Raw genomic sequence first — 24,301 nt, forward strand, 5'->3', positions numbered from 1 at the left:
ATAAGAGACTAAAACCCGATGGACACACTTCCAGCGGTTGAACATTACCCTTAACCCCGGTAAACTAAAGGTAACGAAAGAAAAGCCGATAGGCGTCGAGGACGCTAGAAATATGAGGAGTTTTGAAACTATGAGTGTACAAGCACCAACATTGGAACGGGCGCAGGACTTGCTGCAAAAATTTTATGGCTATCCCGATTTCCGGGAGGGACAAAAGAAAATTGTGGCTAGTATGCTGGAAGGCAACGATACACTAGGCATCATGCCGACAGGTGGCGGAAAATCGATATGCTACCAGATTCCCGCGTTGTTGCATGAGGGGCTGACCATTGTTGTGTCACCACTGATCTCGTTAATGAAAGACCAGGTGGATGCGCTGACCACGATGGGGATTGCAGCTGCCTACATTAATAGCACGTTGAGCGGTCGAGAAGTCAATGACCGCATACGCGCCGCACGGAACGGAGATTTGAAGTTGCTGTATGTCGCCCCTGAACGATTAGAACTGGACTGGTTCCGTGATGAGATGGCTCAGTTACCGATTTCCTGCGTTGCGGTAGATGAGGCTCACTGCGTATCCCAGTGGGGTCATGATTTTCGTACCAGCTATCTGGCTGTGGCTCCATTCGTGGACGGGCTGTATGAACGTCCAATCGTAGCTGCGTTTACAGCAACGGCTACACCGCAGGTTATGGATGACATCGTACGCCTGCTTCGTCTGCGCTCACCGGAAACGTTCGTTACAGGTCTTGGAAGGACGAACTTGGCGTTCAGTGTGCTGCGTGGGGAGGACAAACGCAGCTTTTTACTGAATTATGCCCGTGAACATGAGGGTGAATCGGGCATTATTTATGCAGCGACACGTAAGGACGTGGATGATTTATATCAACGCCTGCGCGACGCTGGCATGGCAGCCGGACGTTATCATGCAGGAATGACAGATCAGGAACGTGCAGATAGCCAGGAAGGGTTTCTGTACGACGATATCCGTGTCATTGTCGCAACCAATGCCTTCGGTATGGGCATAGATAAATCAAACGTACGCTATGTCATTCATTACAATATGCCTAAAAATATGGAGGCGTACGTACAAGAGGCAGGACGCGCAGGACGTGATGGCGACCCGAGTCAATGTATTTTGCTGTTCGGACCGCAAGATATAGTGACCCAGAAGTTCCTGATTGAGCAAAACCCTCAGGATGAAGACCGTAAGCGCAACGACTACCGTAAGCTCCAGCAGATGGTTGATTATTGCTACACGACTCGCTGCCTGCGTTCGGCACAGCTAGAGTACTTTGGAGAAGCGGAGGAGCATGAAGCCTGCGGCATATGCAGTTCGTGCACAGATGAGCGGGAACTGGTGGATATGACCATAGATGCGCAAAAGATTTTTTCGTGTATTCATCGAATGCGGGAACGGTATGGGGTTTCGATGGTGGCCTCGGTGTTGAAGGGCTCGCGCAACAAAAAAGTGCTGCAGTATGGTTTTGACAGCCTGCCAACCTACGGTGTGATGGGCAACCGCACAGAAAAAGAAATTGCTGAAATTATCAATGTTCTTGTGTCGGAAGGCTATCTGATGCTGTCCGAAGGACAATATCCGGTCGTACGCTTGCAACAGCTTGCTGCTGAAGTGCTGAGAGGTCAGCGGAAAGTCATGCAGCGTGTGGTACGGCATGCCACTGCTTTTGCTGGTGGAGCGGGGTCACGCGGACGAAAGGGACGCGACACCTATCCTGCCGCGGTCAACGAAACCGTGTTCGAGCAATTGCGCCTGATCCGCCGCGATCTGGCCGCTCAGGAGCATGTACCGTCTTATATCATCTTCAATGATGCCACGCTGCGAGAGATGAGCGTAGCGAATCCACAATCCGAGGCAGACATGCTGCGGATCAAGGGTGTTGGTGAAGTGAAGTTCCGCAAGTATGGCAAGCCGTTTCTTGATTTCTTTCAAAATCAGGGGAATACCGGAGGCATGGTAAGCGAGGATGACATTTTTGCAGACGATGTGTACGAGGATTTTGAATAGCTAAACTAAGGATATAAGAGTCCATGCAAACTTATAGAAGGTTGTGACCTATGAAAGTCATTTTATCAACGTTAAACGCTAAATATATTCATACCTCATTGGCCATCCGATGCCTCAAAGCCTACAGTGAAAAGGATTTTGATATCGAGCTGGCGGAGTATACAATTAAGGACCCGGTGATGAACATCGTATCCGATCTGTTTCAACGAGGGGCAGATGTCATCGGTTTTTCTTGTTATATTTGGAACATTGAAGAGACGATTAAAGTTATTGATGTGTTGAAAAAGATTATGCCCGAAGTCAAAATTGTCTTGGGTGGCCCGGAGGTATCTTACGATACAGAGCACTGGATGAAGCGCTTGGCGAATGTCGATTTTATCGTTGTTGGTGAGGGAGAGGAAACCTTCCATCAACTGCTGCAGGAGCTGGAAGGGGATCGCAAGTTTCATTTTGTATATGGACTGGCTTACCGTAAGGGAGAAGAGGTCATTATCATGCCGGGTCGCCCTAAAGCGGATTTGAACGAGCTGCCGTCGCCATATCGTTTTGCAGAAGATATCCCGGAACTCGGGAAACGGGTTGTCTATTTTGAAACGAGCCGGGGCTGTCCGTTCAGTTGCCAATTTTGTCTGTCCAGCATTGAGGTCGGGGTGCGTTATTACGATATTGAGCGCACCAAGTCGGATATTCTGTACCTGATAGACAACGGGGCCAAATTGATTAAATTTGTGGATCGAACCTTTAATATTAAACGCGATTATGCGCTGGAAATGTTCAAGTTTTTGATTGAAAATCACCGTGGCTGTGTCTTCCAGTTTGAGATTACGGCAGATATTATGCGTCCCGAGGTGTTGGATTATTTGGCGGAGAATGCGCCACCGGGTGTATTTCGCTTTGAGATTGGTGTCCAATCAACGAATGACCCCACCAATGAACTGGTTAAGCGCCGCCAGAACTTTACCAAGCTTTCCCGCACCGTTACAAAGGTCAAGCAAAGCGGGAAAATCGACCAGCATCTGGATCTGATCGCCGGATTGCCGTTGGAGGACTACAACACATTCCGTAAAACGTTTAATGACGTTTTTGCGCTTGGACCGGAAGAGCTTCAGCTTGGCTTCCTCAAAATGCTGCGTGGTACAGGTCTGCGCATTGATGCCGATAAGTATAACTATACGTATATGGATGTTGCGCCGTATGAAATGTTGAGCAATGACGTCCTTTCCTTTGCCGACATTGTACGGCTCAAACGCTTGGAAGATGTATTGGAAAAATACTGGAACTCTCATCGTATGGACCATACGGTGAACTACCTGATTGAGCGTGAATTCTCGTCCGCCTTTGATTTCTTTCAGGAATTCGGAGACTACTGGGAAGGACAGGGCTGGCAAAAAATCGGACATCAGCTCGAAGACTTGTTTACGCGTCTCCAATCTTTTTTGGAATCGCGGGGAACCAAGCGCATGGATATGGTGCTTGGGCTGATGAAGCTTGATTATTTCCTAAACCATAAATATAAGCCACGCAAAATCTGGTGGGAGCATACCTTGGAGAAGGATGATTGGTCTAGCTATATGAAAATGATCCTACAGCACCCGGATGAGCTGCTGTCCCCTGCAGCGCTAGATGTGAGCAAGGAGAGTGCTGGTGAGACGGATATGGCTAGTCAACAGCCGCAGCCATACCGCGAGATGATCCCAGCCTTTGCTTCCTTGAAACTGGGTGAAAAGGAACTGCAAAAGCACGCTGTGCTGGATGTGCTACCGTTCAGTCTGGATCATATCCTGAGTGGTGGTAGCCCATTAACAGCCGAAGGCCGCACACTGCTGCTTGTAGTCTATCAGCAAAATGGACAGCAAAAACCGCTCTACTACACCATGCCGATTGGCAAAAATATCGCCGCGATATAATATAAACACCACAAGACATCAACTCTTGGAATACCAGGAGTCGATGTCTTCTTTTTTTTATAAAATATAGATGCCCCCTTCAATTTTTTACATTCAGGAAACCTAGTGCTTTACGATTTTTTACAAAACCAATATATGATGAATTTATCATATATGAATATTAAATTTATTGGAGTGTGACCTTGTGAAAAAGCGTTCCATGAAAAAGAGTATCCTTGCGTTAAGTGCTGTGACTGTTTTGACTGTACCCTTATTATCTGCTGATATCCCTAAAGCTTTTGCAGCCGCGACTCCTACGAAGTCCACTGTCGCAGAGTCCAAGGCACAGAAGGCTACATCAGTTAAAGCGGATGCCCCTAAAAACGTCATTCTTTTTATCGGTGATGGTATGGGAGAAGCCAGTCGCAACGCGATTCGCTTAGCAACGGTTGGAAAATCGGGATTGCTTGAAATGGACAAGATGCCTGTAACAGGCCTGGTTAGCACGAGTTCAGGGGACAACCTGGTTACAGATTCTGCCGCCGCTGCGACTGCCATTGCAACAGGTGTGAAAACGTATAACGGCGCGATCGGAATGGATTTGAATAAAAAACCAGTGACAACCATTATGGAGCTGGCTAAAAAAGCAGGCATGTCTACAGGAGTAGTGACGACAAGCCAAGTGACAGACGCGACGGGCGCTGCCTTTGGTGCGCATGTCGAGAAGCGTTCTGCTCAAAGCGAGATTGCCAAGCAGTATATTGAGAAAAGCAAGCTGGATGTGATTCTGGGCGGGGGTGAGGATTTCTGGTACCCTGCAGGAACAGCAGGCAAGCATCCAGATGCACCGGCAGAAGATCCTGAGGAAGCTAGTAAGGGGACGCAAGGAAATTTGGTGGAGCAAGCGAAGAAGTTGGGCTATAGCTATGTGACAGATCAGGCCGGAATGAAAGCAGCCAAAGGATCTAAACTGCTAGGGCTGTTCGCCAATGAAGAAATGTTTCAAGCTCACAACAAACTAGGCAATTCTTACAACCCAACGGTTTCTTTGCCGGATATGACAGCCAAAGCGCTTGATGTTCTATCCAAAAACAAAAAAGGCTTTTTCCTGATGGTAGAGGAAGAAGGAACGGATGAGATGGCGCATGACAATGAAGGTGAATTAACCATTAAAGCTGGGCAGCAGCTGGATAAGGCTGTTAAAGTAGCTAAAGACTATGCCAAAGCGCATCCAGATACTTTGGTGTTAGTGACGGCAGACCATGAGACAGGCGGTTTGGCCATTGAAGGCGAAGATGCAGAGGATGAATCCGGTGAAGGTGTTTCCAAAGAAGACGGTCCTTTTACCGTAAAAGGCTCTGATGAGAAGTTTTATATCGACTGGACCACCGGAGGGCATACATCCGTTGATGTAGCGCTAACTGCAATGGGTCCGGGTTCCTCCCAATTTAGCGGGAATTACCCGAATACAGCCATTCATGACAAGCTGGTTAAGCTACTTCAATTAAAAAAATAGCCCAGGGTTGAAGCTGCCCGTAAGAGGTTTTCCATATTGGCAATATGGTTTTTCTTGTGATAAACTATAGCCAATAAGTATATACTAAAAAAGAGTGAGGATGCTCTAACATCCTCACTCTTTTACAACAGCCGCTTATAAGGACGGTGGCTGTAGGGTTGGATTAGTAGGAATAGACCGCTAACCTTTTCCAGAGGGCGGTCTATTTCTTTTTGTTGAAGGAAATAATCAAGATCACCAACGTTGCAAATTGAATCATCAACATCAGCGTATCTTTAACCTCCACAGGCATCACCTCCTTTGCAGGAGATTAGCCGACCGCCCATCTAAGCCATTCTGTTGTTAGTTTATAGTATATCATATGGATAGTATTGCTAAAAAGGGCGAAAATGAAAACACCTGTTTCTAGGCGTTTTTTTGTATTATGAACATGCCGAATATACTCAACCTTTAATCCTCCGTTGTTTTCTTCCCCCACACAAATTTCATTATAAAAAATATAATTGTCAGCATAATGAGAAGCAATGCCACCTGCAAGCCATAACGATGAATCAATTCTCCTGCTGCTTGTACATGATCGCCAAAGAGACGTCCGAGCAAAAAGAAGATCAGTGTCCAAATCAAGCCCGTTGAATAAGAAAAGAGGGCATAGCGCCTAAAACTCATTTTATTGATCCCCACAATATAAGGGACAATGTGGCGAACGATCGGCAACAAGTAGCTGATGCATATCGTGAAGTTTCCATACTTATGTACTAAATTTTCTGAAAATGTAATATACTTGTCCATTTTTTTCTTTCGGCGCAAACGATCCAAAATGGGTGTACCCAAGCTTCTCCCCAACACATAACCTAAGGATAGGCCTGATACAACCCCGAGATATACAATTAAAAAAGCAGGTAACGGATGAAGTATCCCCATGCTTGTTACTGCCCCGCCAGTCATCACTATAACCTCGTCTGGAATGGGCAGTCCCACAATTCCGAGCCATAGAGAGAAGAATAATGCTGCATAGCCATATTGTTCGATAATGGAAATTAAATATTCAACATCCATCCCCATACTCCTTTCTTAAGCTTTCTTTCGACATACATAGACGAATGCGGGTGGAACGTTCATAGGTACAAACTTGATTTCTTCAATATCAAACCATTCACCTAACTGCTGCTTCATCTGTTTAGAGTATTGAAAGGCGACAAACATTCCTCCATCCCTGAGTGATAGATGAATTTGTTCCACGATTTGATCTCGCATTGCTTGTGGAAAGTTGAAGAATGGCAGCCCGCTAATTATACAGTCAAGCTGTTCAATTTGGGCATTTTGCATAGCAAGCTGAAGCTCACGAGAGTCGGAATAGCACAAATAATTCGGGAATCTTCTTTTTAAACTTTGCTGCATAGTCGGGTCCTTCTCAAAAAGCAAAACCTTGGGTTGAATTTTTTTCGTAGACGGGATGTATTGGGTAATTGCGCCTGTTCCAGCCCCGAGCTCAGCCACGGCATGAACTTCACTCCATGGAATGGATTCTATCATATTTTTAGCTAAAAATCTGGAACTGGGTGTTATGCTACCCACATATGCAGGCGAGTACAAAAATTTGAACAGGAACATAAGTCTCTCGTGAACCAAATGACTAATACGGATCATACACCTTTCCCCTACCTTTAATTTTCAATATACGTTCATTTATTCTCTGCTAAGAGTAACAAATTATCCCTTTACTTGCTCCTGTCTGGAGTAGGGCTCAGTTCCCCGTCTTGCGGAGGGGACTTTCCTTGACTATAGTCTAGGAAAAAAGAAAAGGAGTAGGGTATGGGTCAGTCTGTATTATTCAGCTAAAATGAAGCAGCTTCAGCAGCAAATTAAATAAATTGAAGCCCAGATTGCACAGCAAGGTGCTCAATCCAGCAGCACGTCAACACCAAAATTGGAAAAGTCCGCTCCAAGCAATATGGAAATGACTCGTACCAGCAGCTCGAATGGCAGTGATATTACTGGGGTTGGAAAATCACAGGATATTTCTATTTAGTCATCCTCTCTCTTCTCCTGTAAGCCAGACGTTGGATAGAAAAGAAAGCAGGCTCTCTGTTACATAGGGAGCCTGCTTTTCCCGTTTTAATTTAGTTCAAAATGAATCATGTGACTAAACATAAAAAAGTATTACAATAAATAACAGTGGCAAGATGAAAGGTTCTTAACTTTAATATTTTATAGATTGTATCAGTAAGTGTTAGTATACATTCTAAATTGGAGGATTTAAGACATGACGTTGGAACCTCAATGGAGTCGAAGTACTAGGGATGAAGCGCGTTTAGTCAGAAATAAGTTGATTGAATTTAATGCGAAACACGTTCCTGCAGATATTCGAACCCATTACGAAGAAATTAATCTTACGCTCAAAAATGAAGTCGGTCAGGTAATCGGCGGTCTTCTAAGTGTACTTTGTTGGAACTGGGTGGAGGTTGATATTTTGTGGGTAGATCAGGGCCATAGAGGAAAGGGCTACGGTTCGCAATTACTTAGTGAAATTGAACAAATCGCTAGAGATAAAGGATGTACTTTGATACAACTGAATACCTTTTCTTTTCAAGCACCTGAATTTTATGAAAAGCAGGGGTATGAAGTAGTCGGTGTCATTGATGAGGCTCCTAGAGGCTTTAAACATTATTATTATAAGAAAAATATCTACTGAGGACTTCATAAATGCGCGTACAGATCAAGGAAGTAAATCAAGATGAAAAGATTATCATTCGTAATATTGGCGAGGAAAAGATATACGGCTACTGGACATATTTTCGGCATGAACTGACCTCGGGATATGCGTATGTTGTTCCGTATGAACAAAGCTTGGAAAAGTTAATTCCCGGCTGTGTCATTTCGGTCGAGACTTCTTCATCCAGTATAGAAGGGTTCAGAAGACTGAGGCCTACAGAAAAGACAGGCATTGTTCGACCTCAACCAAAGCTAGGTGACTATTGGATTCAAGGGATGATACAACAAGTGATGCAAGGCGAAGCAGGCGGGATAGACTGCCTGGAGATTGTTGTAGGAGAGGCTACGTTTGTTTTGGATTCTGACGAATTGAATGGTGATATCCACGTTAAAGCGGGTGACGGTGTCGCCTTTGAAATCATAGGTCTACAGTTGTTTGACGAGGGACTGTAATCGTTCTATGGTGAATACCATATTCAACCAAGATATGTCGGTGAGAAAGTTAAAAGCTAGATCATAGAGCATGTGAATAAAGAAAGGTATGACCGGATTGAGTACAGAAGTGACACACAAAATATATACCATGTGCATGATTCAAGATGGAAACAAGGTATTGCTTATGAACAGACCCAATCGAAAGGGGTTTCCGGGTTATATTGCTCCAGGAGGAAAAGTAGAGTTCCCAGAGAGCATTGTGAATGGAGCCATTCGCGAAGTAAAAGAGGAAACAGGCTTAACGGTTACGGAAATTGTATTTAAAGGAATCGACGAATATTGTGATCCAAGTCAAGGACTGAGATACATGGTCTTTAATTATCTGGCTACAGCAACGGAAGGTGAACTATTAAAAAATCCCCCTGAGGGAGAGCTGCTGTGGGTAGATATGAAGGAAGCACTAAATTTGCCGATGCAGGATTGGTTTAAGCGGAGATTCCCATTGTTTTTCGAGCCGGGAACCTTTGAGGTTAGTTCCGTGTGGCTGGCGGAGACGGATGAAACATTGGAAGCAACGATAAAGAACTATGGTGTGTAGAGATGACGAGGCCATTAGCAGATGCATGGCGTGCTTAATGAGGGGGCGAAGAGTGGGATGCAGAACGTCAGATTGGTCGAGCCGGATCGGCGCTGGAAGGATGCTTATCTTTCATTTTATGAGGAATGGAAAAAAAGCCAGGAGCAAATGGTGCCTTGGGTGATTTCTATAGAACCGTATGATTTTGAAGGTATGCTGACGTTTTTAAGTCAACAGAAAAACGGAATTGGCTTGTCTAAGGGCTGGGTTAAAAGTTCGACATACTGGCTGATGGATGCAGATGACCAGGTCGTCGGAGCAGTGAATATCCGTCATGATCTTAATGAGCATCTGTTAAATGCAGGCGGTCATATCGGTTATGGTATCCGTCCTTCTGCACGAGGGAACAGGTACGCTGTGACTATGCTGGGTCTGGCATTGGGCAAAGCAAAAGAATTGGGTATTTCCAAAGCCCTCGTTGTATGCGACTCCGATAATATCAGTTCCAAAAAAACGATTCTGCGAAACGGCGGAATACCGGACAAGGATTACATAGAGGAAGATGGCAACCGTGTAAACCGGTTTTGGATCGAGCTTTAAGTGAGGGAGGGGAACGCAAAAACTTATGAAAATATGGCCTGAATATGCGCAAAATATCATTGTCGGTGTCATTTTTCAGGGACAGTGGAATTGGTATGTGACGGAAAGAGAGTATTGGTTTTTGAATACCGAGATGGAGGAACGGTTTGGTATCGCTATTTTGGATGAGACCACAGCGGGAGCATTTTTGGAACACATCTGTGAATATAAGGTGGCTGCGGGAGAACTCACGACAATGCTCCAAATGCTAGATGATGCAATCCAGCATAAGGATGAAGTGTTGGAATTCTGTCCTGCTTTGTATGTTGATTTTGACCAGAAAGTTCTCTACTCCCTATTTCCAGAGCCAGCTTCTTTCGAACACTATGTCCCGGTGGGGTGGAAAGGGGAATATCAGAACTTTTTGGAAGTGGTCCCTCCTGCTGAACGATATTGGATGATCCACGGAAGTGACTTTTTCAAAAAATACACCTAAAAAGATAAAGGAGGAAATGAACATATGAATTCTTCCATGCATGAATTTAAGATCATTTCCAAGCACAGAATGTACGATCAATACTTGGTTAAGCTGCGGGCATGCATCAAGCTTTTGGATGAACCCATGTTATGGTTCGCTGATGAATCGGAACAGAACAGAACAGTATTGGAGGAATTGTCCATCATATAATGGTGCATGTGCGTAGAAATGCAGTCAAACTCATGGACCCGACGATTACATACAAGCAAGGGATGGAGGATAGTTTCAAGCCTTCAGTACAAAACAAAGAACAGCTTATGGATAAAGTTGAAGATGCTTTTTCTTTCTTCTTGCAGCATTGGACAACACAGGCGATATAAATATGTATGACGTTTACCATGTGGTGGAGCATACGGCTTATCATTTGGGACAGATCATAGATCGAGTTCAGAGACTGGCAGGTCACCGTTTCCAATTTGTACAGACTGGACTGAATGAAAAAGCATTGCATGCAATAGTGCAGCAATCCTTGCCTGATACACAAGATTAACCAAAGCAATAGCCAGATAACTGTATAAAATGTAGTTTCAAGGACACGAAATCCTCTGTAACAGATATGTTTTTATTTCTTAATTGATATTGATAATTATTATCACTTATAATAGAAGCAGACATAATACGCTATGATAGGGAGAGTTGCAGAGTGACAGAGTCCTTGGAATTATATGATGTAACGATCATCGGCGGCGGTCCTGCCGGTATGTATACCGCGTTTTATAGTGGCATGAGAGATATGAAAACCAAGCTGATCGAAGCCAAGCATGAGCTAGGCGGACGGATGCGCATATACCCGGAGAAGATGATATGGGATGTTGGCGGGGTAACCCCAATTTTATGTGAAAAGCTGATTGACCAGCTGGAGCAGCAGGCACGAACGTTCGAGCCTACGATTGTATTGGCGCAACAGATTACGGGGATGGAGCGGCAAGAAGATGGTACGTTCCTGCTGACTTCTGCCACAGGGGAACAGCACTGGACGCGTACGATTGTTCTGGCCGTAGGCTATGGTATTCTCAAAATGGCTAAACTGGAGATTGAAGGTGCTGACCGTTACGAGGTTACAAACCTGCATTATACCGTACAAGAGCTGGAGCCGTTCCGGGATAAGCATGTCCTGATTTCCGGTGGAGGCAACTCGGCGGTAGATTGGGCGAATGAACTGGAATCTATTGCGGCGAGTGTGACAGTTGTACATCGTCGGGATCATTTTGGCGGACATGAGAAAAATGTAGCCCGTATGAAATCATCTTCGGTCCGTGTTCTCACACCTTACGCGGTAAGTCAGTTACATAGCAACAACGGAGAGACGATTGAGCAGGTGACGATCAATCATGTAGATACGGGCGAAATAGAGATGCTGAATGTTGATGCAGTTATCGTAAATCATGGTCTGAAATCCGATTTCGGTCCCCTGCGAGATTGGGGACTGGATATGGGAGAGTGGCATGCCCGCGTGAGCGACAAGCTGGAAACGAATCTACCGGGGATTTTTGCTGCAGGCGATTTTGTCGAGTACGGAAGCAAGCTGTATCTGATTGCAGGTACGTTTACAGATGCTGCTCTTGCCCTCAACAGCGCCAAGTTGTACATTGATCCGACAGCTGATAAAGCCGCATATGTATCTTCTCACAACAGCCGATTCAAGGAAAAAAACCGCGAGCTTGGTGTCGTGGAATAAAATAAGGCAATCAGTTTATTAGGAAAGAGCTAAGATAGACAAGTGCCAAAGAACTTCCGTTGACTACGATTGATGTGGTGTTGGAGGTTCTTTTTTTGTTAGGTTACCGATTTCTGATGCTAGAGGTTGGATGCTATACACACTATAGAATAAAATGAAGATAGCCTGTCCTTTTCCGCCGTGTACATAGGAGTGGGATTAGAAAAGATAAGGAGCGTGAAAAAATGAGCTTACAAGAGGTGCTTGAACGCCAAGCGATTGATCTACCTGACGATACGCTGGAAGCTTTACTAATCCATAGCAAGAAGCAGGAAGGGCGGAAGGTTCAGCTACGATTGCTAAGTGAACAGGAGCTTGCCGAGAGTATCGAGTGGATGACGCAGATCGAGGTGTTCAAACATATCGTCCCACTATGGACCGATGATCATTCTAATTATGTAGGTCTATATGTAGAGGGGCCACTAGCATATAAATTATGTTACATCAATCACGAGGAAACAGATTTGTCACCGATGTACCGAAGTACAGCTTCGCTGATTGCAGAGTTAGAGCAAAATCCAGCGCTCGATTGGGAACAGCTGCGTAAGGATTACCCATCTGGCGAGCACATAAGCACCGAACAACTAGCGGAAGATATTCGCTGTATGAATGAATTACAGGCTATACTGGAAAAGGACTCATCTATGGACGATGATGTGAGGTGTCAGCTTCTCTACAGCTTAATGGCGATTACGCCTGTCAGTGAAGTGGATTCATTGCTTCCTTATGTGGATGATGAAGATATATATGTACAGGAGCGTGCATGTACTCTTTTGGGATATCATGGGTATCAACTCACGGCCGAATTGTTAAAAGAAGTGATGAAGCATGGTAGCCCGAATGGGAAGCTAGCAGCCCGTAAGGCGCTCTCGATGATTCGCGCTAAGCAATTGGACAAGCATATAAAAAAATAAACCAACCTACATAGCAAAAATGGACGGGATGGAAAGGTGAGTTATGAAGAGACGAACAGAGCAGCAGGAAGCGATGATGGTAGATATTATTCAAAAGGCAGAGCCGTATGTACAGCAGCAGTTGGAGCATGACCACAGTGGTCACGATTGGTGGCACATTGACCGCGTGAGGAAGCTGTCCATTGAAATTGCTGCAAAAGAAGGTGCAGATCCGTTCGTGTGCGAACTGGCAGCACTGTTGCATGATGTAGCGGATGAAAAATTAAATGAATCCAAACAAGCGGGGATGGATAAAGTTGAGCAGTGGCTGCATGTGCATGTAAACGATGCGGATGTGATCACACACGTGATGACCATTATTTCTACAATGTCCTACAATGGTGGACAAAATCCGCCTATGAAAACGCTGGAAGGTCAGGTTGTACAGGATGCAGATCGGTTGGATGCCTTGGGAGCGATTGGGATTGCAAGAACCTTTATGTATGCAGGCTCCAAAGGCAGTATCATGCATGAACCGGATCAAGACTATTCACAGTATGAATATCGTGCCGTAGGTAAAAGTGCTATTTACCATTTTTATGAAAAGCTGCTCAAGCTTAAGGATTTAATGAATACCGAATATGCCCGAGAGCTGGCGGAGGTCCGGCATCAGTGGATGGAGATGTATTTGGAGCAATTCTATAAAGAATGGAATGTAAATGATATCCAACAGAATAGGGGAGGCTGATGCTTCCTAATTGCAAAGATTCGAGGGGAAGAAAGCCCTCTTTTTAATAAATATTAGAAAAAATATTGCAATACGCCGATTTCTCTCCTACTATTGATAATAGTTATCAATGATAATGATAATTATTATCTGTAAAATCAAGTAGGTAGAGGGGAGTCTTTCAGATTATGAAGAAGTTTGCAGTATGGATGTGTACCTTATTATCGGCAAGTTTGCTGTTGACAGCATGTGGTGAAAAAGTTCAGGAGGTGGATAGCTCAGTTCAAAAGAATACCAATGCATCGACACAAACGTCTGTTTCTGACGGAGAAAGTGCCAAGACGATTACATATTTAGATAAGACTTATAAGATGGCCAAGACGGATCATATTATTGTAGCTAGCCTGGAAGCAATGGAAGATGCAGCGGTCCTGGGAGTAAAGCCAACTGGGGCGGTTACTACGGGCGGAAAATTTCCTGAGTACATGGAGAAAGCGATGGAAGGAGCCGCAGATGTTGGTGACCGAATGCAGCCTAGCGCTGAAACGATCCTGAAACTGAAGGCAGATGTGATTCTTGGGAGTTCTAAATTTCGACCTGCGGTGGCAGAACAGCTAGGGAAGGTCGCTACATTGATTCCTGTCTCCCATATTTCAACGAACTGGGAAGCGAATCTGCTAATGTTAGGGCAGCTTACAGGCAAAGAGGCGAAGGCAAAAGAGATCCTGAACAAGTACAAGCAAGATGCGGAGGCGGCCCAACAGAAGCTAAAGCCAATATGGGAAAATAAAAAGGTACTCATGGTACGGATTCGTACAGGGAATCTGTATGTATATCCTGCAGATGTATATTTTAATCCTTCGCTGTATGCTGATCTAGGAGCTAAGGTACCGGAAGAGTTAAATACAGTTAAAGCACAAGAGGCGGTTTCTCTGGAGAAATTGGCTGATATGAACCCGGATTATCTGTTCGTGCAATTCTCGGAAGGAGAGAACAAGGACCAGCCGCAGGCATTGGCAGATTTGGAGAAGAATCCGATTTGGAGCAGCATCAATGCCGTCAAGGATGGGAAAGCCTTCGTCAACATTGTAGATCCGAATGCTCAAGGTGGTACTTCATGGAGCAAACTTGCCTTTTTGGAAGCGGTTATGAACCGACTTTCGCAGTAAAGGTAGGAACATGGGAAAAAAGTTAATCTCTCCTTACCTTATCATCTTCGTTTCTCCCTTGTTTATCGTTTTAACGATACTGCTGTCCGTGATGTACGGAGCTAAGACGATAGAATGGGAGACGATAACGGCTACCTTTTTTCATTTTGATGCTGGGAACGTGGATCATCAGGTTATTTTACACTCTCGTCTGCCTAGAGCGGTCGGCTCTATATTGATTGGTGCTTTTCTCGCGATTTCAGGAGCCATTATGCAAGGTATGACGCGGAATTTCTTGGCTTCACCCTCAATTATGGGGGTGTCGGATGGGGCGGCGTTTGTGATCACCTTAATGATGATCCTTGCACCGAACTCCACTTCGATGGGCCTGATCGGCAGTTCTTTTGTGGGATCGGCTCTGGGGGTGACTATTGTGTTCGGTTTAGCCTGGATGATTCCCGGCGGTCTTGCTCCGGTTCGTATGGCCATTTTGGGAACGATCATCGGCACGTTTTTAAGCAGCTTGTCGGCCGTTCTCTCCATTTATTTTAATGTATCGCAAAATGTAAGCTTTTGGTTTAACGCTCGTCTGCATCAGATGGATCCCGAGATGATCCAATTGGCAATTCCCTTTGCGCTTGTGGCAATTGTGGGAGCGATGCTGCTGGCCAAGCCAATAACACTGCTGTCTTTGGGCGACGACGTGGCCACAGGTCTGGGACAGCGGGCATTACCGGTCAAGCTGGGGTCCATGCTCTGTGTAGCTTTGCTGACAGGTGTTTCTGTTGCGCTGGCAGGAAAAATTGCCTTTGTAGGCTTGTTGATTCCGCACATTACCCGATATTTAATCGGAGTAGATTACCGTTGGGTCATCCCATGTTCTGGTTTGATCGGTGGTGTTTTTTTGGGCATGTCTGATGTGTTGAGCCGTTTTCTTAATTATCCGTTCGAAACACCTATTGGTGTGGTTACCTCGGTCATTGGCATCCCTTTCTTTCTGTACTTAATACGTAGAAAAGGAGGGGGAGAGCATGCGTAAAATTAGTGCGAAACGGCTGTGGCTCGTACTTTCAGGCGGGGCTGCGCTCATTTTAGCAGCCTCCTATATTAGTCTGACTCATGGAGAATTAGACATGACCCTTCGGGAAGTAATTCAGACATTGTTCCGTATTCACCCTACTCCGCAGTTGGATTTGGTGATTTTTGATTTTCGGCTACCACGCATTGTGATTGCGGCCTTGGTCGGCTTAGGTCTGGGGATTGCTGGGGCGGCGGTACAGGGAGTTACACGGAATGGCTTGGCCGATCCCGGCATTTTAGGCATTAACGCAGGGGCGGGAGCAGCAATCGTCATATTTATGTTCTTTTACCAAGGACAAATGGAAATGACAGGCTGGATTGCGGCGTTGGCTATGCCCTTTTTTGGCTTGATTGGAGGTTTGTTGGCTGCGCTGTTGATCTATTTATTTGCTTGGAAAGCAGGACGTCTGGATTCGCAGCGACTGCTACTTGTAGGTATCGCGATTGGCTCGGGCTTCGGTTCCTTAAGCTTATATCTGTCGCTGAAAATGAAAGCCTCGGATTTCGAGATGGCGACAGTATGGATGTCGGGCAGTATTTGGAGTGCTGATTGGAAGCTGGCTGCTGCCGTAATTCCATGGCTTGTCATATTAATTCCTGTTATTTGGTTGAAATCGTATGTGCTGGATCTATTTCAATTACATGAACATACAGCTAAAAGTCTTGGCGTTGCGACCGAAAAGGAAAAGTCTATTCTCCTGCTGTCCAGCATTGGACTGGTGAGTGCCTGTGTGTCTGTTTCTGGAGGAATAGGCTTTGTAGGATTATTGTCTCCTCATATCGCCAGAAGGCTTGTTGGCCTTCATCACCGTTTTGTGATTCCCGTATGCGGTATGGTCGGTATGGTACTGGTGCTGTTGTCTGATTTTGTTGCCAAAACGGTGGTCGCGCCTGCGGAAATTCCCGTTGGACTGATTATTGCGGTGATCGGGGTCCCTTATTTTGTAGTCTTGCTTATGAAAAAAACGGTCTGATTTCATTCGAATTCGGGCTCTAAAGGAGGTTGTTCCCATTAAAGATCTATCTACGCAAGCTTATCATTCCAGCGATGCACATGGAGCTGTGTATGTTCCTCGCAGTCAGCATCGAGTAATGTACTCGCAGGTTGAAAACCGTGAGTATCATATTTATATTGCCATTCCTGCCGAGGAACCTCCTGTATCTGGTTATCCCGTTATTTATGTGCTGGATGCCAATTCTGTTTTTGGAACCATGGTGGAAGCGGTGCGCGTTCAGGGGAGACGACCTGACAAAACGGGGGTTGTTCCAGCTATCATTGTAGGAATAGGCTATCCAACAGAGGCTCCCTTTCATCCTTCACGATATTACGATCTTACACTGCCTGGGACGGCTGTGGAGCTTCCGGTAAAGCCAAATGAAGATGCCTCTAAAGAAAGCGGGGGCGCCGATCATTTCTTGTCATTTATTGAAGATGAACTTAAGCCAATGATCGAGCGTGATTTTCTTATCGACCGCAACCGACAGACGATCTTCGGGCATTCGCTTGGAGGACTGTTCGTATTACATACCCTGTTTACAAGACCAGACTCTTTTCAGGTGTATGTGGCGGGAAGTCCGTCTATACACTGGGGCGGACAAGTTATTATGGATGAAGAGAAACAGTTTGTAGCTTCTATAGCTCAGAAGCATTGGAATAAAAAGCTGTTGATTGCTGTAGGCGAGTTAGAGGCCGGACATTTTACTGGCATGCAGGAAAAGGCCAGGGACTTAGCTACGCGTTTAACGACTAGGGACGATCTAGGACTACACGTAGAGTACCGAGAATTTACAGATGAAGGTCATATATCAGTGCTGCCTGTTTTAGTTAGCAGAGCAGTTCGTTTTTGCTGCTGATTCCAGTTAAATATGCAGTTAGGTATAAATTTTTAAAAGTGTACTTATAAAAAAATGTAAGAAATCTGAGGCTGTTTCCTTTAACCGAGCGTATCGGAGAGGAAACAGCCTTTAGTTTTTTATAAATGTCATATTGATATTATGGATTGTTTGTGTTATTTTATTGTTAATAACAAATTGATAATAACAATATAGAAATAATAAAAAATAAATACTGTAAAGAAAGCGAGGAAGCGCTGATGTTTGGATTTAATTTTGTTAAATTTCAGCCCAGTGAGTATGTCATGAAGGTGAAGAACGGGAAGGTGGTTCGAGAGGGGGTTGGGTTATCTTTTTATTACTACGCGCCGACCACCTCGGTCGTTGTCGTGCCTGTCTCTTCCATTGATGTACCGTTTATGTTTGAAGATATGACAAATGATTTCCAAGCGGTGACCGTGCAGGGGCAACTGACTTATCGGATTGTGGATTACCGCAGAACGACGCAGATTTTAAACTACACGTATGATTTGAAGGAACGACGCTACATTTCGGACGATCCAAGCAAGCTAGCCCAACGGGTGATTAACATTGCCAAGGTGCTTACCAAAAAGTATTTGGAACGTGTCCCACTTAAAGAAGCGGTTCAGTCCAGTGAACGTCTGGCCCAAAACATGACGAAGGATATTGCTCAGCATACTGAAATGGAGAAACTGGGCATTGAGGTCATGGGGCTGTCCATTTTGGCGATTTTACCCAATAAGGAGACGATGAGAGCACTGGAAGCGCAGGCGAGAGAGGAAATTCTTCGCAGTGCGGATCACGCTTTGTATGAGCGTCGTAACGCATCCATTGAGCAGGAGCGGCGTGTGAAGGAAAATGAGCTGAATACGGAAATTGCGGTGGAGACGAAAAAAAGGCAAATCCGCGAAACCCAACTGGATGCCGAGCGTTCCGTAAAGCAAAAGCAAAGTGAGATGAAGGAGGAGCAGTTGCGGTTTGACACGGCCTTGGAAGAGAAAAAGCGCGAACTGATTGAGCTGACCGTAACGAATAAAAAGGCAGAAGCCGATGCCAAGGCCTATGAGCTGACAGCGGTGATGAAATCGTTGCAGGATGTCGAGCCCAACGTACTTCAAGCTATGGCCAACATGGATATGAGCCCGGATAAGCTGATTGCGATCGCCTTTCAAGAGCTCGCAGAAAATGCAGGGAAAATCGGCCAATTGAATATTACGCCTGATCTGCTGCAAGGTCTCATGTCAGATACGGGAACAAGTGGATCAGCAGGATCGAGAGGGTCTGGAGGAAGAGCACGATGAGTAGCCGAATGACTGAGCAGAAGATTATTTTGGTGAAGCGTAAAACGCGACTGGAGGAACTGATTGTCCGTTACAATACGGTGCAGCAGGCTCGCTTCTTTATGGAACGGCTGGGTGCGGATTTCAGTGATTATGTGCTGGAGGATGAAAATTACCGCAGGGCGGTGGCAACGGCGACGTCCGAGTTATCGGCCTTGGGGCGTGTCCAGATTGTGGAGCGGGAGCATGTGCCGAACTTTATTTTTGGTCAGCAGGATACGGTGGTGGTACTGGGTCAGGATGGGTTGGTAGCTAACACGTTAAAGTATTTGACCGAGCAGCCGCTAATCGGCGTAAATCCAGATCCATTGCGCTGGGACGGGGTATTGCTGCCGTTTACTGTATCTGATCTGCGCTGGGTGGTGCCGGATGTGTTCGTGAACAGACGGCCGATTAAAGAGGTTACGCTGGCTAAGGCCCAACTGAATGATGGCCAATCCATATATGCCGTGAACGATTTGTTCATCGGGCGCAAAACTCATGTTTCTGCGAGATATGAGCTGAGATTGGAGGATCAGGTAGAGCAGCAATCGTCCAGCGGTATTATTGTTTCCACCGGGTTGGGGGCGACAGGCTGGCTGACCAGTGTGCTGGCTGGAGCTGCCGGGATTGTCGGCAGTGCTACACGGCATCCGGTCTCACTGACTCCAGATCACCTGATGTCAGATGCAGCTTTCAGTCAGGAGGGTGCAGTAGAAGGAATGGGGCATGATCATCGTGCAACCTGGAGCTCGCCCTCACTTTATTTTACGGTGAGAGAACCATTCCCCAGCCGGACGACTGCTGCGGAGCTGGTATTTGGACAGGTGGCAGTTGAAAGACCGCTGCGCATTGCTTCGCAGATGCCGGAGAATGGAGTTATTTTTAGTGATGGAGTAGAAAGCGACTTTCTGGAGTTTAATGCTGGCATTGAGGCGACCATTGGACCGGCGGAGAAAAAAGGGCATCTGGTGGTGTAGAGGTTTGTACAGGACGGCAATGGGTAATTATGAGTAAGGTACAACCATCAGATGAAATTAAAAAAGGAGGAATCAACATGAGCGACCACACTCAAGACGAAGCGAAAATCCGCAACAAGAAGAACGAGGACGGAGATTCCTTGATGGAGAAAACGAAGCTGGACAATGGCGTGGATATCGAGCCTGAGGCTGATGAATGGATTGCGAAGCCCTCACCAGTATCATACGATGATACGAAATCCTCTTCGCAGAAATAAGACTCTTGCGTCTCAATAGAGCAGTGATGCAAAGACAGATGATCCTTAACCGGGTCATCTGTCTTTTTTACATAATTAATTGAATCTGGAATATACCTTCCATACTAGCTCACGACGGCTGCTTACCTCTGTTTTCAAGAAAATGGCTTTCAGATGATCCTGCACCGTGTAGGCCGTAATATGAAGTGCACTTGCCAGTTCCTTGGTAGAAAAGCCTTGGACAATGAGCCGGACAAGCTGTCTCTCTCGTTCAGTCCATGAGTAGATCTCAGCCATAAGCGGCAGCATGTCCGTTGCTTTAGCAGGCTCAAACCATACGGCCAGTTGCTTCTCGCCCATATGCTCGCGTCCGCCTTGCAGGAGAGTGGCTCTGATCGTGACCCAAGGGGTTTCAGCATCTGCGGAAGGGACACATAGTCTGGCTGGTGCAGTAGAAGTGGATAGCGCTCGCAAGCTTACCGCCCGAACAGAGACCGGCAGCTCGCCATCATGGATTCCCTCCTGCTGCCGAAGCAGCTTTAGCCACTGTTCTGCTACTATATTGGACGAGAGGGGTTCTAGTTGAGTGGAAAGCGTCAGAACACCTGGCTCAAGTTCATGTTCCATAGCTATAGCGGGGGCTGGAGATACACCGACACTGGTTTGACGCAGATGGTAGGCTATGGATGGCGCTAACGCTTCAAGTAGTTGTTGTTCTTCCGTGCTGAATACAGGCTTTCCATAGTGGCGGAACAACGTAAGAAATCCCCAACAGCTTCCTTTGTACATAAATGGAATACGCAGCTCATCGCCGAATCCAGCGGGTTGCAAAACATTTCTAAAACGTGTGCTGCGATCCGGCTGGCCTTGTGTAGACCCATGAAGCGTCGCGATGGACTGTCCTTCTCGCACCAATTGATCGTATTTCATGATATCATCGTGCAGATATTCGTATTCTAGCAGTTTGCTATGAATGTCCTCTACACCCGACTCCGTAAGTGCACCCGTGGAAAGCAGCGTCCGCGGATCTACTGAGGTACAGCATGCCGCATCAAAAGAAACCTGAGTACGCAAGCGGTCGATTAGCGTGTGCTTGTATGTAGGAGATGAGGGTGACTTATTTCCCATTTCCTTGATTGGTTGTTGATCATTCTTAAGCTGTGCAAATTGCGTATAATGTGCGTTCATTCGTTTACTCCTATCGTGAAAGCTGGAGATTCTTAAAGTGCCTCTTCCTAAATCCCATATTTATGGGATGGTGGATATTCGTATTGTCTTTATAATTGAGAATGATTCTTAATTAAATATACAATAAATGAATGGTCGTTGAAGATCAAGGCTAAATGTTTGGAGGAGAGCACATATGAAACAACCCCATATTGGAAATACCGACTCAAATCAACCTATGAGCTGGAATCATCCGAATGTACATAAATATGCGGATACGATTTCTTTAAAAATACCTGGATATACCCATCTGTATGAGATGACAGATTGTTTGATAACCGCACAGCTTGAAGCGCAGGCTCATACCAGGAATATCGATCCGAACGTGCTGATTGTCGGAGCTGGGGGCGGTCAGGAATTGATTACGCTCGGAGGGCGGCATGAGGCATGGTCCTTTACGGCAGTTGATCCCTCTGAGCACATGCTGGATTTGGCACGTCAACGTGTGACACAAGCGGGCATCGGTTCACAAATATCATTTGTTACAGGCACGTTGGAAGAGTTGTCTGGAGAATCGCCTGAAGAACAGCACGAAAAGTACTGTGAAGAATTATCCGATGAACCAGTCTATGACGCTGCTACCTGCCTGCTGGTGCTTCATTTTCTTCAGAGCTTGGAAAGTAAACAGTCATTGCTGCGCCATATATCCGCACGACTCAAGCCGGGTGCACCTTTTTGTCTAGCTTCTATTAATGGGAATCCGCAGGATACTTCTTTTTTCATCCAAATGCAGGCATGGAAAGGTCATATGCTGAGTCAGAACATTTCACTGGAGGACTGGGAACGATTCGCTGCTTCCATCGGCCGCGAGTCAAACCCGGTGTCCAATGCAGCAATTCAGGAACTGTTGATAGATGCAGGCTTTACCCACATCACCCGGTATTATGGTGCTTTTTTAGTGAATGCATGGTTTGCGGTTAAAGAGGGAGAGACGGCTTATGACAAAGGATAACATCATCATTATTGGCGGGTATGGCCATGTTGGAAAAATTGTATGTACAGAGTTAAGTGAAATGTTACCCGGCAAGGTATTTGCCGCGGGCCGCAGTCTGGAACGTGCCACTGCATTCAGCCAACAATCGAATGGCAAGATACGACCCTTGCAGCTTAATATTCATGAACCGATGGACCCGTCGATATTAAAGCAAGCCAAAATGGTTATTATGTGTCTGGATCAGGACAATACAGCCTTGGTACGCACCTGTCTTCAGCATGGGGTGCATTACATGGATATTACTGCGAATGCGGCCTTTTTGAGTCAGGTGGAGCAGTGTCATCAGGAGGCCCGAGCTTATCAGGCCACTGCGCTGTTAAGTGTAGGATTAGCTCCGGGGCTGACCAATCTATTGGCTCTGCAAGCGACACAGCTCATGGATCAGACGGATGAATTGAACATATCATTGATGCTGGGTTTGGGTGATCGACACGGTCAGGCTGCGATTGAGTGGACTGTAGATCAGATTCATACCGACTTGGAGGTGATAGAACAGGGACGCCCAGTGACTCGAAGAAGCTTTACCGACGGCATAGTGGCAGACTTTGGTGCAGGAGTGGGTCGTCATCGGGCGTATCGGTTTCCTTTTTCGGATCAGCAGACACTTCCACGTACACTCGATGTTCCTACGGTCAGCACACGCCTGTGTTTCGATTCGCGCTTGACCACTCGGCTTCTGGCAGGGCTGCGGACAATAGGAATATCAGGTCTGCTCCGAAAGCCAACGGTTCGTGAGGCAGTAGTTCGCAGCTTTGGCAAGGTGCACTTTGGAGGAAATGCTGTAGCGGTTAAGGTAGACGCCCAAGGAACTCTCAATAGCAAGGAGACGAGGGTTGAATGCAGGCTAAGGGGACATCATCAGTCTGATTTAACTGCTAAAGCTGCCGTCTTTGCAGCGCTTGCTCTGTATCGTTCAGAACTTCCATACGGTGTTTTTCACATGGAGCAGGTTTTTTCGTGGGATCGCATGCGGGCTTGGCTGGGACAGCAGGTGGACGTAGATATTCAGGTGAACGGACAGCAAGTATAAAAGTCATATATTCTGAAAAAAAAGACTCTCATATCATCCAAGCTTATTCAGCAATGCCTTGCGGATAGGTCTTGGATTTCTTTTCCTATTGGATTACACTAGAAAGAAGTACATATTTTTGGGAAAGAGCATAGGCGATGATATGAAATGTGGAGCCCCTATGAACATAGCAGACAGCGATGGAGGTGTTCAAGCCAAGATGGATATCGCTTTTATTATCGATTTATTACGTAAAGACGATGTAACCTTAACCCCAGGCTTATCCACCCAGGAGATTACTGAAGTCGAAGACAGGTATGATATTCACTTTCCGCCCGACTTAAGAGAGCTGCTGATGAACGTTCTTCCAGTCGGTAAAAGCTTCATCCCATGGAGAGATACGTCACCACAGCGAATGGGTGTCATTCGGCAAAGGCTGAATTGGCCGCTCGAAGGTATGATTTTTGATGTGGAGCAGAATATATTCTGGCCTTCCGAATGGGGAGAAAGACCAATAGATGTGGAAGAAGCCGTTGATACATGTAAACGTGAGTTTGTCCGTGTGCCCAAGCTGATCCCGATCTATGGACACCGTTATATCCCGGAGAAGCCCTGTGAAGAAGGAAATCCGGTATTTTCAGTGTATCAAACGGATATTATCGTGTATGGAGAAAGTTTGCAGGAGTATTTTAAGCTGGAATTTGGGGAGAAGACTTACGAACGGATTAATTTTGAGGCGGTAAAAACAGTTCGCTTTTGGAGTGATTTATGTAGTTGAATTTCGAATCGTTAGGAAGTTAATGATCATCATTTTCTTGTCCATTTTTTTCTTGCTTATTATGATT

The 24,301-nt window shown here is 45.8% G+C and carries 28 protein-coding genes; 24 read left to right on the forward strand and 4 right to left on the reverse strand.

The genetic code is table 11. The features are described from left to right. Nucleotides 1-130: 130 nt before the first annotated feature. The 3 genes from recQ (at nt 131) to ACN6NF_RS06820 (ending at nt 5,431) form a co-directional block, all read left to right on the forward strand. On the forward strand, nt 131-2,029 hold the full coding sequence (gene recQ / locus ACN6NF_RS06810; RefSeq protein WP_474316333.1) for a DNA helicase RecQ: 1,899 nt from the start codon (nt 131-133) through the stop codon (nt 2,027-2,029). Nucleotides 2,030-2,079: 50 nt separating this feature from the next. Then, a complete protein-coding gene (locus ACN6NF_RS06815) occupies nt 2,080-3,936 on the forward strand; it encodes a B12-binding domain-containing radical SAM protein (protein ID WP_474316335.1) in 1,857 nt (618 codons plus the stop codon). 184 nt (nt 3,937-4,120) lie between these two features. Next, nucleotides 4,121-5,431 carry an alkaline phosphatase gene (locus ACN6NF_RS06820; RefSeq protein ID WP_474316337.1) on the forward strand — a complete coding sequence of 437 codons (1,311 nt, stop codon included), beginning with the start codon at nt 4,121-4,123 and terminating at the stop codon, nt 5,429-5,431. Nucleotides 5,432-5,633: 202 nt separating this feature from the next. Here ACN6NF_RS06820 and ACN6NF_RS06825 read toward each other — a convergent pair whose 3' ends face one another. The 3 genes from ACN6NF_RS06825 to ACN6NF_RS06835 all read right to left on the reverse strand — a co-directional run bounded on the left by ACN6NF_RS06825 (nt 5,634) and on the right by ACN6NF_RS06835 (nt 7,078). Then, a complete protein-coding gene (locus ACN6NF_RS06825) occupies nt 5,634-5,723 on the reverse strand; it encodes a putative holin-like toxin (protein ID WP_007429455.1) in 90 nt (29 codons plus the stop codon). A 158-nt stretch (nt 5,724-5,881) separates the two neighbouring features. After that, entirely contained in the window at nt 5,882-6,487 is a 606-nt protein-coding gene (locus tag ACN6NF_RS06830) for a DedA family protein (RefSeq protein WP_474316341.1), read from the reverse strand. Between the two features lie 15 nt (nt 6,488-6,502). Next, nucleotides 6,503-7,078, reverse strand: coding sequence for a class I SAM-dependent methyltransferase (locus ACN6NF_RS06835; RefSeq protein WP_474316343.1), 576 nt, complete (start codon nt 7,076-7,078; stop codon nt 6,503-6,505). 616 nt (nt 7,079-7,694) lie between these two features. On the opposite strand from ACN6NF_RS06835, the gene ACN6NF_RS06840 reads away from it, so the two are divergent. The 18 genes from ACN6NF_RS06840 to ACN6NF_RS06925 all read left to right on the forward strand — a co-directional run bounded on the left by ACN6NF_RS06840 (nt 7,695) and on the right by ACN6NF_RS06925 (nt 20,247). Next, on the forward strand, nt 7,695-8,123 hold the full coding sequence (locus ACN6NF_RS06840; protein ID WP_474316345.1) for a GNAT family N-acetyltransferase: 429 nt from the start codon (nt 7,695-7,697) through the stop codon (nt 8,121-8,123). Nucleotides 8,124-8,134: 11 nt separating this feature from the next. Then, nucleotides 8,135-8,596, forward strand: coding sequence for a hypothetical protein (locus ACN6NF_RS06845; RefSeq protein ID WP_474316347.1), 462 nt, complete (start codon nt 8,135-8,137; stop codon nt 8,594-8,596). An 88-nt stretch (nt 8,597-8,684) separates the two neighbouring features. Continuing rightward, nucleotides 8,685-9,176: an NUDIX domain-containing protein gene (locus tag ACN6NF_RS06850; RefSeq protein ID WP_474316350.1), complete on the forward strand. Its 492-nt coding sequence runs from the start codon at nt 8,685-8,687 to the stop codon at nt 9,174-9,176. A gap of 57 nt (nt 9,177-9,233) precedes the next feature. Continuing rightward, nucleotides 9,234-9,755 (forward strand): GNAT family N-acetyltransferase, encoded by a 522-nt coding sequence (locus ACN6NF_RS06855; RefSeq protein ID WP_474316353.1) that lies wholly within the window; start codon nt 9,234-9,236, stop codon nt 9,753-9,755. 25 nt (nt 9,756-9,780) lie between these two features. Further along, the gene (locus ACN6NF_RS06860; protein WP_474316356.1) at nt 9,781-10,230 is read left to right on the forward strand and encodes a hypothetical protein; all 450 of its coding nucleotides are present in this window, start codon (nt 9,781-9,783) and stop codon (nt 10,228-10,230) included. Between the two features lie 24 nt (nt 10,231-10,254). Beyond that, nucleotides 10,255-10,422 carry a hypothetical protein gene (locus ACN6NF_RS06865; protein WP_474316359.1) on the forward strand — a complete coding sequence of 56 codons (168 nt, stop codon included), beginning with the start codon at nt 10,255-10,257 and terminating at the stop codon, nt 10,420-10,422. A gap of 8 nt (nt 10,423-10,430) precedes the next feature. Further along, nucleotides 10,431-10,592 (forward strand): hypothetical protein, encoded by a 162-nt coding sequence (locus tag ACN6NF_RS06870; RefSeq protein WP_474316361.1) that lies wholly within the window; start codon nt 10,431-10,433, stop codon nt 10,590-10,592. 2 nt (nt 10,593-10,594) lie between these two features. After that, on the forward strand, nt 10,595-10,762 hold the full coding sequence (locus ACN6NF_RS06875; protein ID WP_474316362.1) for a hypothetical protein: 168 nt from the start codon (nt 10,595-10,597) through the stop codon (nt 10,760-10,762). 153 nt (nt 10,763-10,915) lie between these two features. Then, nucleotides 10,916-11,950: an NAD(P)/FAD-dependent oxidoreductase gene (locus ACN6NF_RS06880; protein WP_474316364.1), complete on the forward strand. Its 1,035-nt coding sequence runs from the start codon at nt 10,916-10,918 to the stop codon at nt 11,948-11,950. 224 nt (nt 11,951-12,174) lie between these two features. After that, nucleotides 12,175-12,903 carry a HEAT repeat domain-containing protein gene (locus ACN6NF_RS06885; RefSeq protein ID WP_474316366.1) on the forward strand — a complete coding sequence of 243 codons (729 nt, stop codon included), beginning with the start codon at nt 12,175-12,177 and terminating at the stop codon, nt 12,901-12,903. Nucleotides 12,904-12,946: 43 nt separating this feature from the next. Next, nucleotides 12,947-13,630, forward strand: a complete 684-nt coding sequence (locus tag ACN6NF_RS06890; protein WP_474316368.1) for an HD domain-containing protein — start codon at nt 12,947-12,949, stop codon at nt 13,628-13,630. 167 nt (nt 13,631-13,797) lie between these two features. Then, the gene (locus ACN6NF_RS06895) at nt 13,798-14,778 is read left to right on the forward strand and encodes an ABC transporter substrate-binding protein (protein WP_474316371.1); all 981 of its coding nucleotides are present in this window, start codon (nt 13,798-13,800) and stop codon (nt 14,776-14,778) included. Between the two features lie 10 nt (nt 14,779-14,788). Continuing rightward, a complete protein-coding gene (locus ACN6NF_RS06900) occupies nt 14,789-15,796 on the forward strand; it encodes a FecCD family ABC transporter permease (protein WP_474316373.1) in 1,008 nt (335 codons plus the stop codon). Beyond that, the gene (locus tag ACN6NF_RS06905; protein WP_474316374.1) at nt 15,789-16,811 is read left to right on the forward strand and encodes a FecCD family ABC transporter permease; all 1,023 of its coding nucleotides are present in this window, start codon (nt 15,789-15,791) and stop codon (nt 16,809-16,811) included. The genes ACN6NF_RS06900 and ACN6NF_RS06905 overlap by 8 nt, the downstream gene beginning before the upstream one ends. Before the next feature lie 118 nt (nt 16,812-16,929). After that, on the forward strand, nt 16,930-17,691 hold the full coding sequence (locus ACN6NF_RS06910) for an alpha/beta hydrolase (RefSeq protein WP_474317526.1): 762 nt from the start codon (nt 16,930-16,932) through the stop codon (nt 17,689-17,691). A gap of 239 nt (nt 17,692-17,930) precedes the next feature. Further along, on the forward strand, nt 17,931-18,992 hold the full coding sequence (locus ACN6NF_RS06915) for an SPFH domain-containing protein (protein ID WP_064963941.1): 1,062 nt from the start codon (nt 17,931-17,933) through the stop codon (nt 18,990-18,992). Continuing rightward, nucleotides 18,989-19,990: a diacylglycerol kinase catalytic domain-containing protein gene (locus ACN6NF_RS06920; protein ID WP_474316376.1), complete on the forward strand. Its 1,002-nt coding sequence runs from the start codon at nt 18,989-18,991 to the stop codon at nt 19,988-19,990. Before ACN6NF_RS06915 ends, ACN6NF_RS06920 begins: the two co-directional genes overlap by 4 nt. Nucleotides 19,991-20,067: 77 nt before the next feature. Next, nucleotides 20,068-20,247 (forward strand): hypothetical protein, encoded by a 180-nt coding sequence (locus tag ACN6NF_RS06925; RefSeq protein ID WP_013370039.1) that lies wholly within the window; start codon nt 20,068-20,070, stop codon nt 20,245-20,247. Nucleotides 20,248-20,322: 75 nt separating this feature from the next. Here the strand turns inward: ACN6NF_RS06925 and ACN6NF_RS06930 are convergent, their stop codons facing one another. Continuing rightward, nucleotides 20,323-21,414, reverse strand: coding sequence for a helix-turn-helix transcriptional regulator (locus ACN6NF_RS06930; protein ID WP_474316378.1), 1,092 nt, complete (start codon nt 21,412-21,414; stop codon nt 20,323-20,325). Nucleotides 21,415-21,589: 175 nt separating this feature from the next. On the opposite strand from ACN6NF_RS06930, the gene ACN6NF_RS06935 reads away from it, so the two are divergent. From ACN6NF_RS06935 to ACN6NF_RS06945, 3 genes are all read left to right on the forward strand, one after another. Continuing rightward, a complete protein-coding gene (locus ACN6NF_RS06935) occupies nt 21,590-22,405 on the forward strand; it encodes a class I SAM-dependent methyltransferase (RefSeq protein ID WP_474316381.1) in 816 nt (271 codons plus the stop codon). Next, the gene (locus tag ACN6NF_RS06940; RefSeq protein ID WP_474316383.1) at nt 22,392-23,477 is read left to right on the forward strand and encodes a saccharopine dehydrogenase family protein; all 1,086 of its coding nucleotides are present in this window, start codon (nt 22,392-22,394) and stop codon (nt 23,475-23,477) included. The genes ACN6NF_RS06935 and ACN6NF_RS06940 overlap by 14 nt, the downstream gene beginning before the upstream one ends. Before the next feature lie 160 nt (nt 23,478-23,637). Continuing rightward, nucleotides 23,638-24,234 carry an SMI1/KNR4 family protein gene (locus ACN6NF_RS06945; protein ID WP_474316385.1) on the forward strand — a complete coding sequence of 199 codons (597 nt, stop codon included), beginning with the start codon at nt 23,638-23,640 and terminating at the stop codon, nt 24,232-24,234. Nucleotides 24,235-24,301 lie beyond the last annotated feature (67 nt).

This window comes from Paenibacillus sp. TSM33, assembly GCF_056099025.1.

Bases quoted from the DNA above. Each gene is read 5' to 3' on its own strand.
- ACN6NF_RS06885 (WP_474316366.1), top strand. From the start codon at position 12,175: ATGAGCTTACAAGAGGTGCTTGAACGCCAAGCGATTGATCTACCTGAC.
- ACN6NF_RS06925 (WP_013370039.1), top strand. From the start codon at position 20,068: ATGAGCGACCACACTCAAGACGAAGCGAAAATCCGCAACAAGAAGAAC.
- ACN6NF_RS06905 (WP_474316374.1), top strand. From the start codon at position 15,789: ATGCGTAAAATTAGTGCGAAACGGCTGTGGCTCGTACTTTCAGGCGGG.
- ACN6NF_RS06855 (WP_474316353.1), top strand. From the start codon at position 9,234: ATGCAGAACGTCAGATTGGTCGAGCCGGATCGGCGCTGGAAGGATGCT.
- ACN6NF_RS06930 (WP_474316378.1), bottom strand. From the start codon at position 21,414: ATGAACGCACATTATACGCAATTTGCACAGCTTAAGAATGATCAACAA.
- ACN6NF_RS06895 (WP_474316371.1), top strand. From the start codon at position 13,798: ATGAAGAAGTTTGCAGTATGGATGTGTACCTTATTATCGGCAAGTTTG.
- ACN6NF_RS06825 (WP_007429455.1), bottom strand. From the start codon at position 5,723: ATGCCTGTGGAGGTTAAAGATACGCTGATGTTGATGATTCAATTTGCA.
- ACN6NF_RS06920 (WP_474316376.1), top strand. From the start codon at position 18,989: ATGAGTAGCCGAATGACTGAGCAGAAGATTATTTTGGTGAAGCGTAAA.
- ACN6NF_RS06850 (WP_474316350.1), top strand. From the start codon at position 8,685: ATGACCGGATTGAGTACAGAAGTGACACACAAAATATATACCATGTGC.
- ACN6NF_RS06890 (WP_474316368.1), top strand. From the start codon at position 12,947: ATGAAGAGACGAACAGAGCAGCAGGAAGCGATGATGGTAGATATTATT.
- ACN6NF_RS06910 (WP_474317526.1), top strand. From the start codon at position 16,930: ATGTACTCGCAGGTTGAAAACCGTGAGTATCATATTTATATTGCCATT.
- ACN6NF_RS06935 (WP_474316381.1), top strand. From the start codon at position 21,590: ATGAAACAACCCCATATTGGAAATACCGACTCAAATCAACCTATGAGC.
- ACN6NF_RS06845 (WP_474316347.1), top strand. From the start codon at position 8,135: ATGCGCGTACAGATCAAGGAAGTAAATCAAGATGAAAAGATTATCATT.
- ACN6NF_RS06940 (WP_474316383.1), top strand. From the start codon at position 22,392: ATGACAAAGGATAACATCATCATTATTGGCGGGTATGGCCATGTTGGA.
- ACN6NF_RS06835 (WP_474316343.1), bottom strand. From the start codon at position 7,078: ATGATCCGTATTAGTCATTTGGTTCACGAGAGACTTATGTTCCTGTTC.
- ACN6NF_RS06865 (WP_474316359.1), top strand. From the start codon at position 10,255: ATGAATTCTTCCATGCATGAATTTAAGATCATTTCCAAGCACAGAATG.
- ACN6NF_RS06915 (WP_064963941.1), top strand. From the start codon at position 17,931: ATGTTTGGATTTAATTTTGTTAAATTTCAGCCCAGTGAGTATGTCATG.
- recQ (WP_474316333.1), top strand. From the start codon at position 131: ATGAGTGTACAAGCACCAACATTGGAACGGGCGCAGGACTTGCTGCAA.
- ACN6NF_RS06945 (WP_474316385.1), top strand. From the start codon at position 23,638: ATGAACATAGCAGACAGCGATGGAGGTGTTCAAGCCAAGATGGATATC.
- ACN6NF_RS06830 (WP_474316341.1), bottom strand. From the start codon at position 6,487: ATGGATGTTGAATATTTAATTTCCATTATCGAACAATATGGCTATGCA.
- ACN6NF_RS06860 (WP_474316356.1), top strand. From the start codon at position 9,781: ATGAAAATATGGCCTGAATATGCGCAAAATATCATTGTCGGTGTCATT.
- ACN6NF_RS06815 (WP_474316335.1), top strand. From the start codon at position 2,080: ATGAAAGTCATTTTATCAACGTTAAACGCTAAATATATTCATACCTCA.
- ACN6NF_RS06875 (WP_474316362.1), top strand. From the start codon at position 10,595: ATGTATGACGTTTACCATGTGGTGGAGCATACGGCTTATCATTTGGGA.
- ACN6NF_RS06900 (WP_474316373.1), top strand. From the start codon at position 14,789: ATGGGAAAAAAGTTAATCTCTCCTTACCTTATCATCTTCGTTTCTCCC.
- ACN6NF_RS06840 (WP_474316345.1), top strand. From the start codon at position 7,695: ATGACGTTGGAACCTCAATGGAGTCGAAGTACTAGGGATGAAGCGCGT.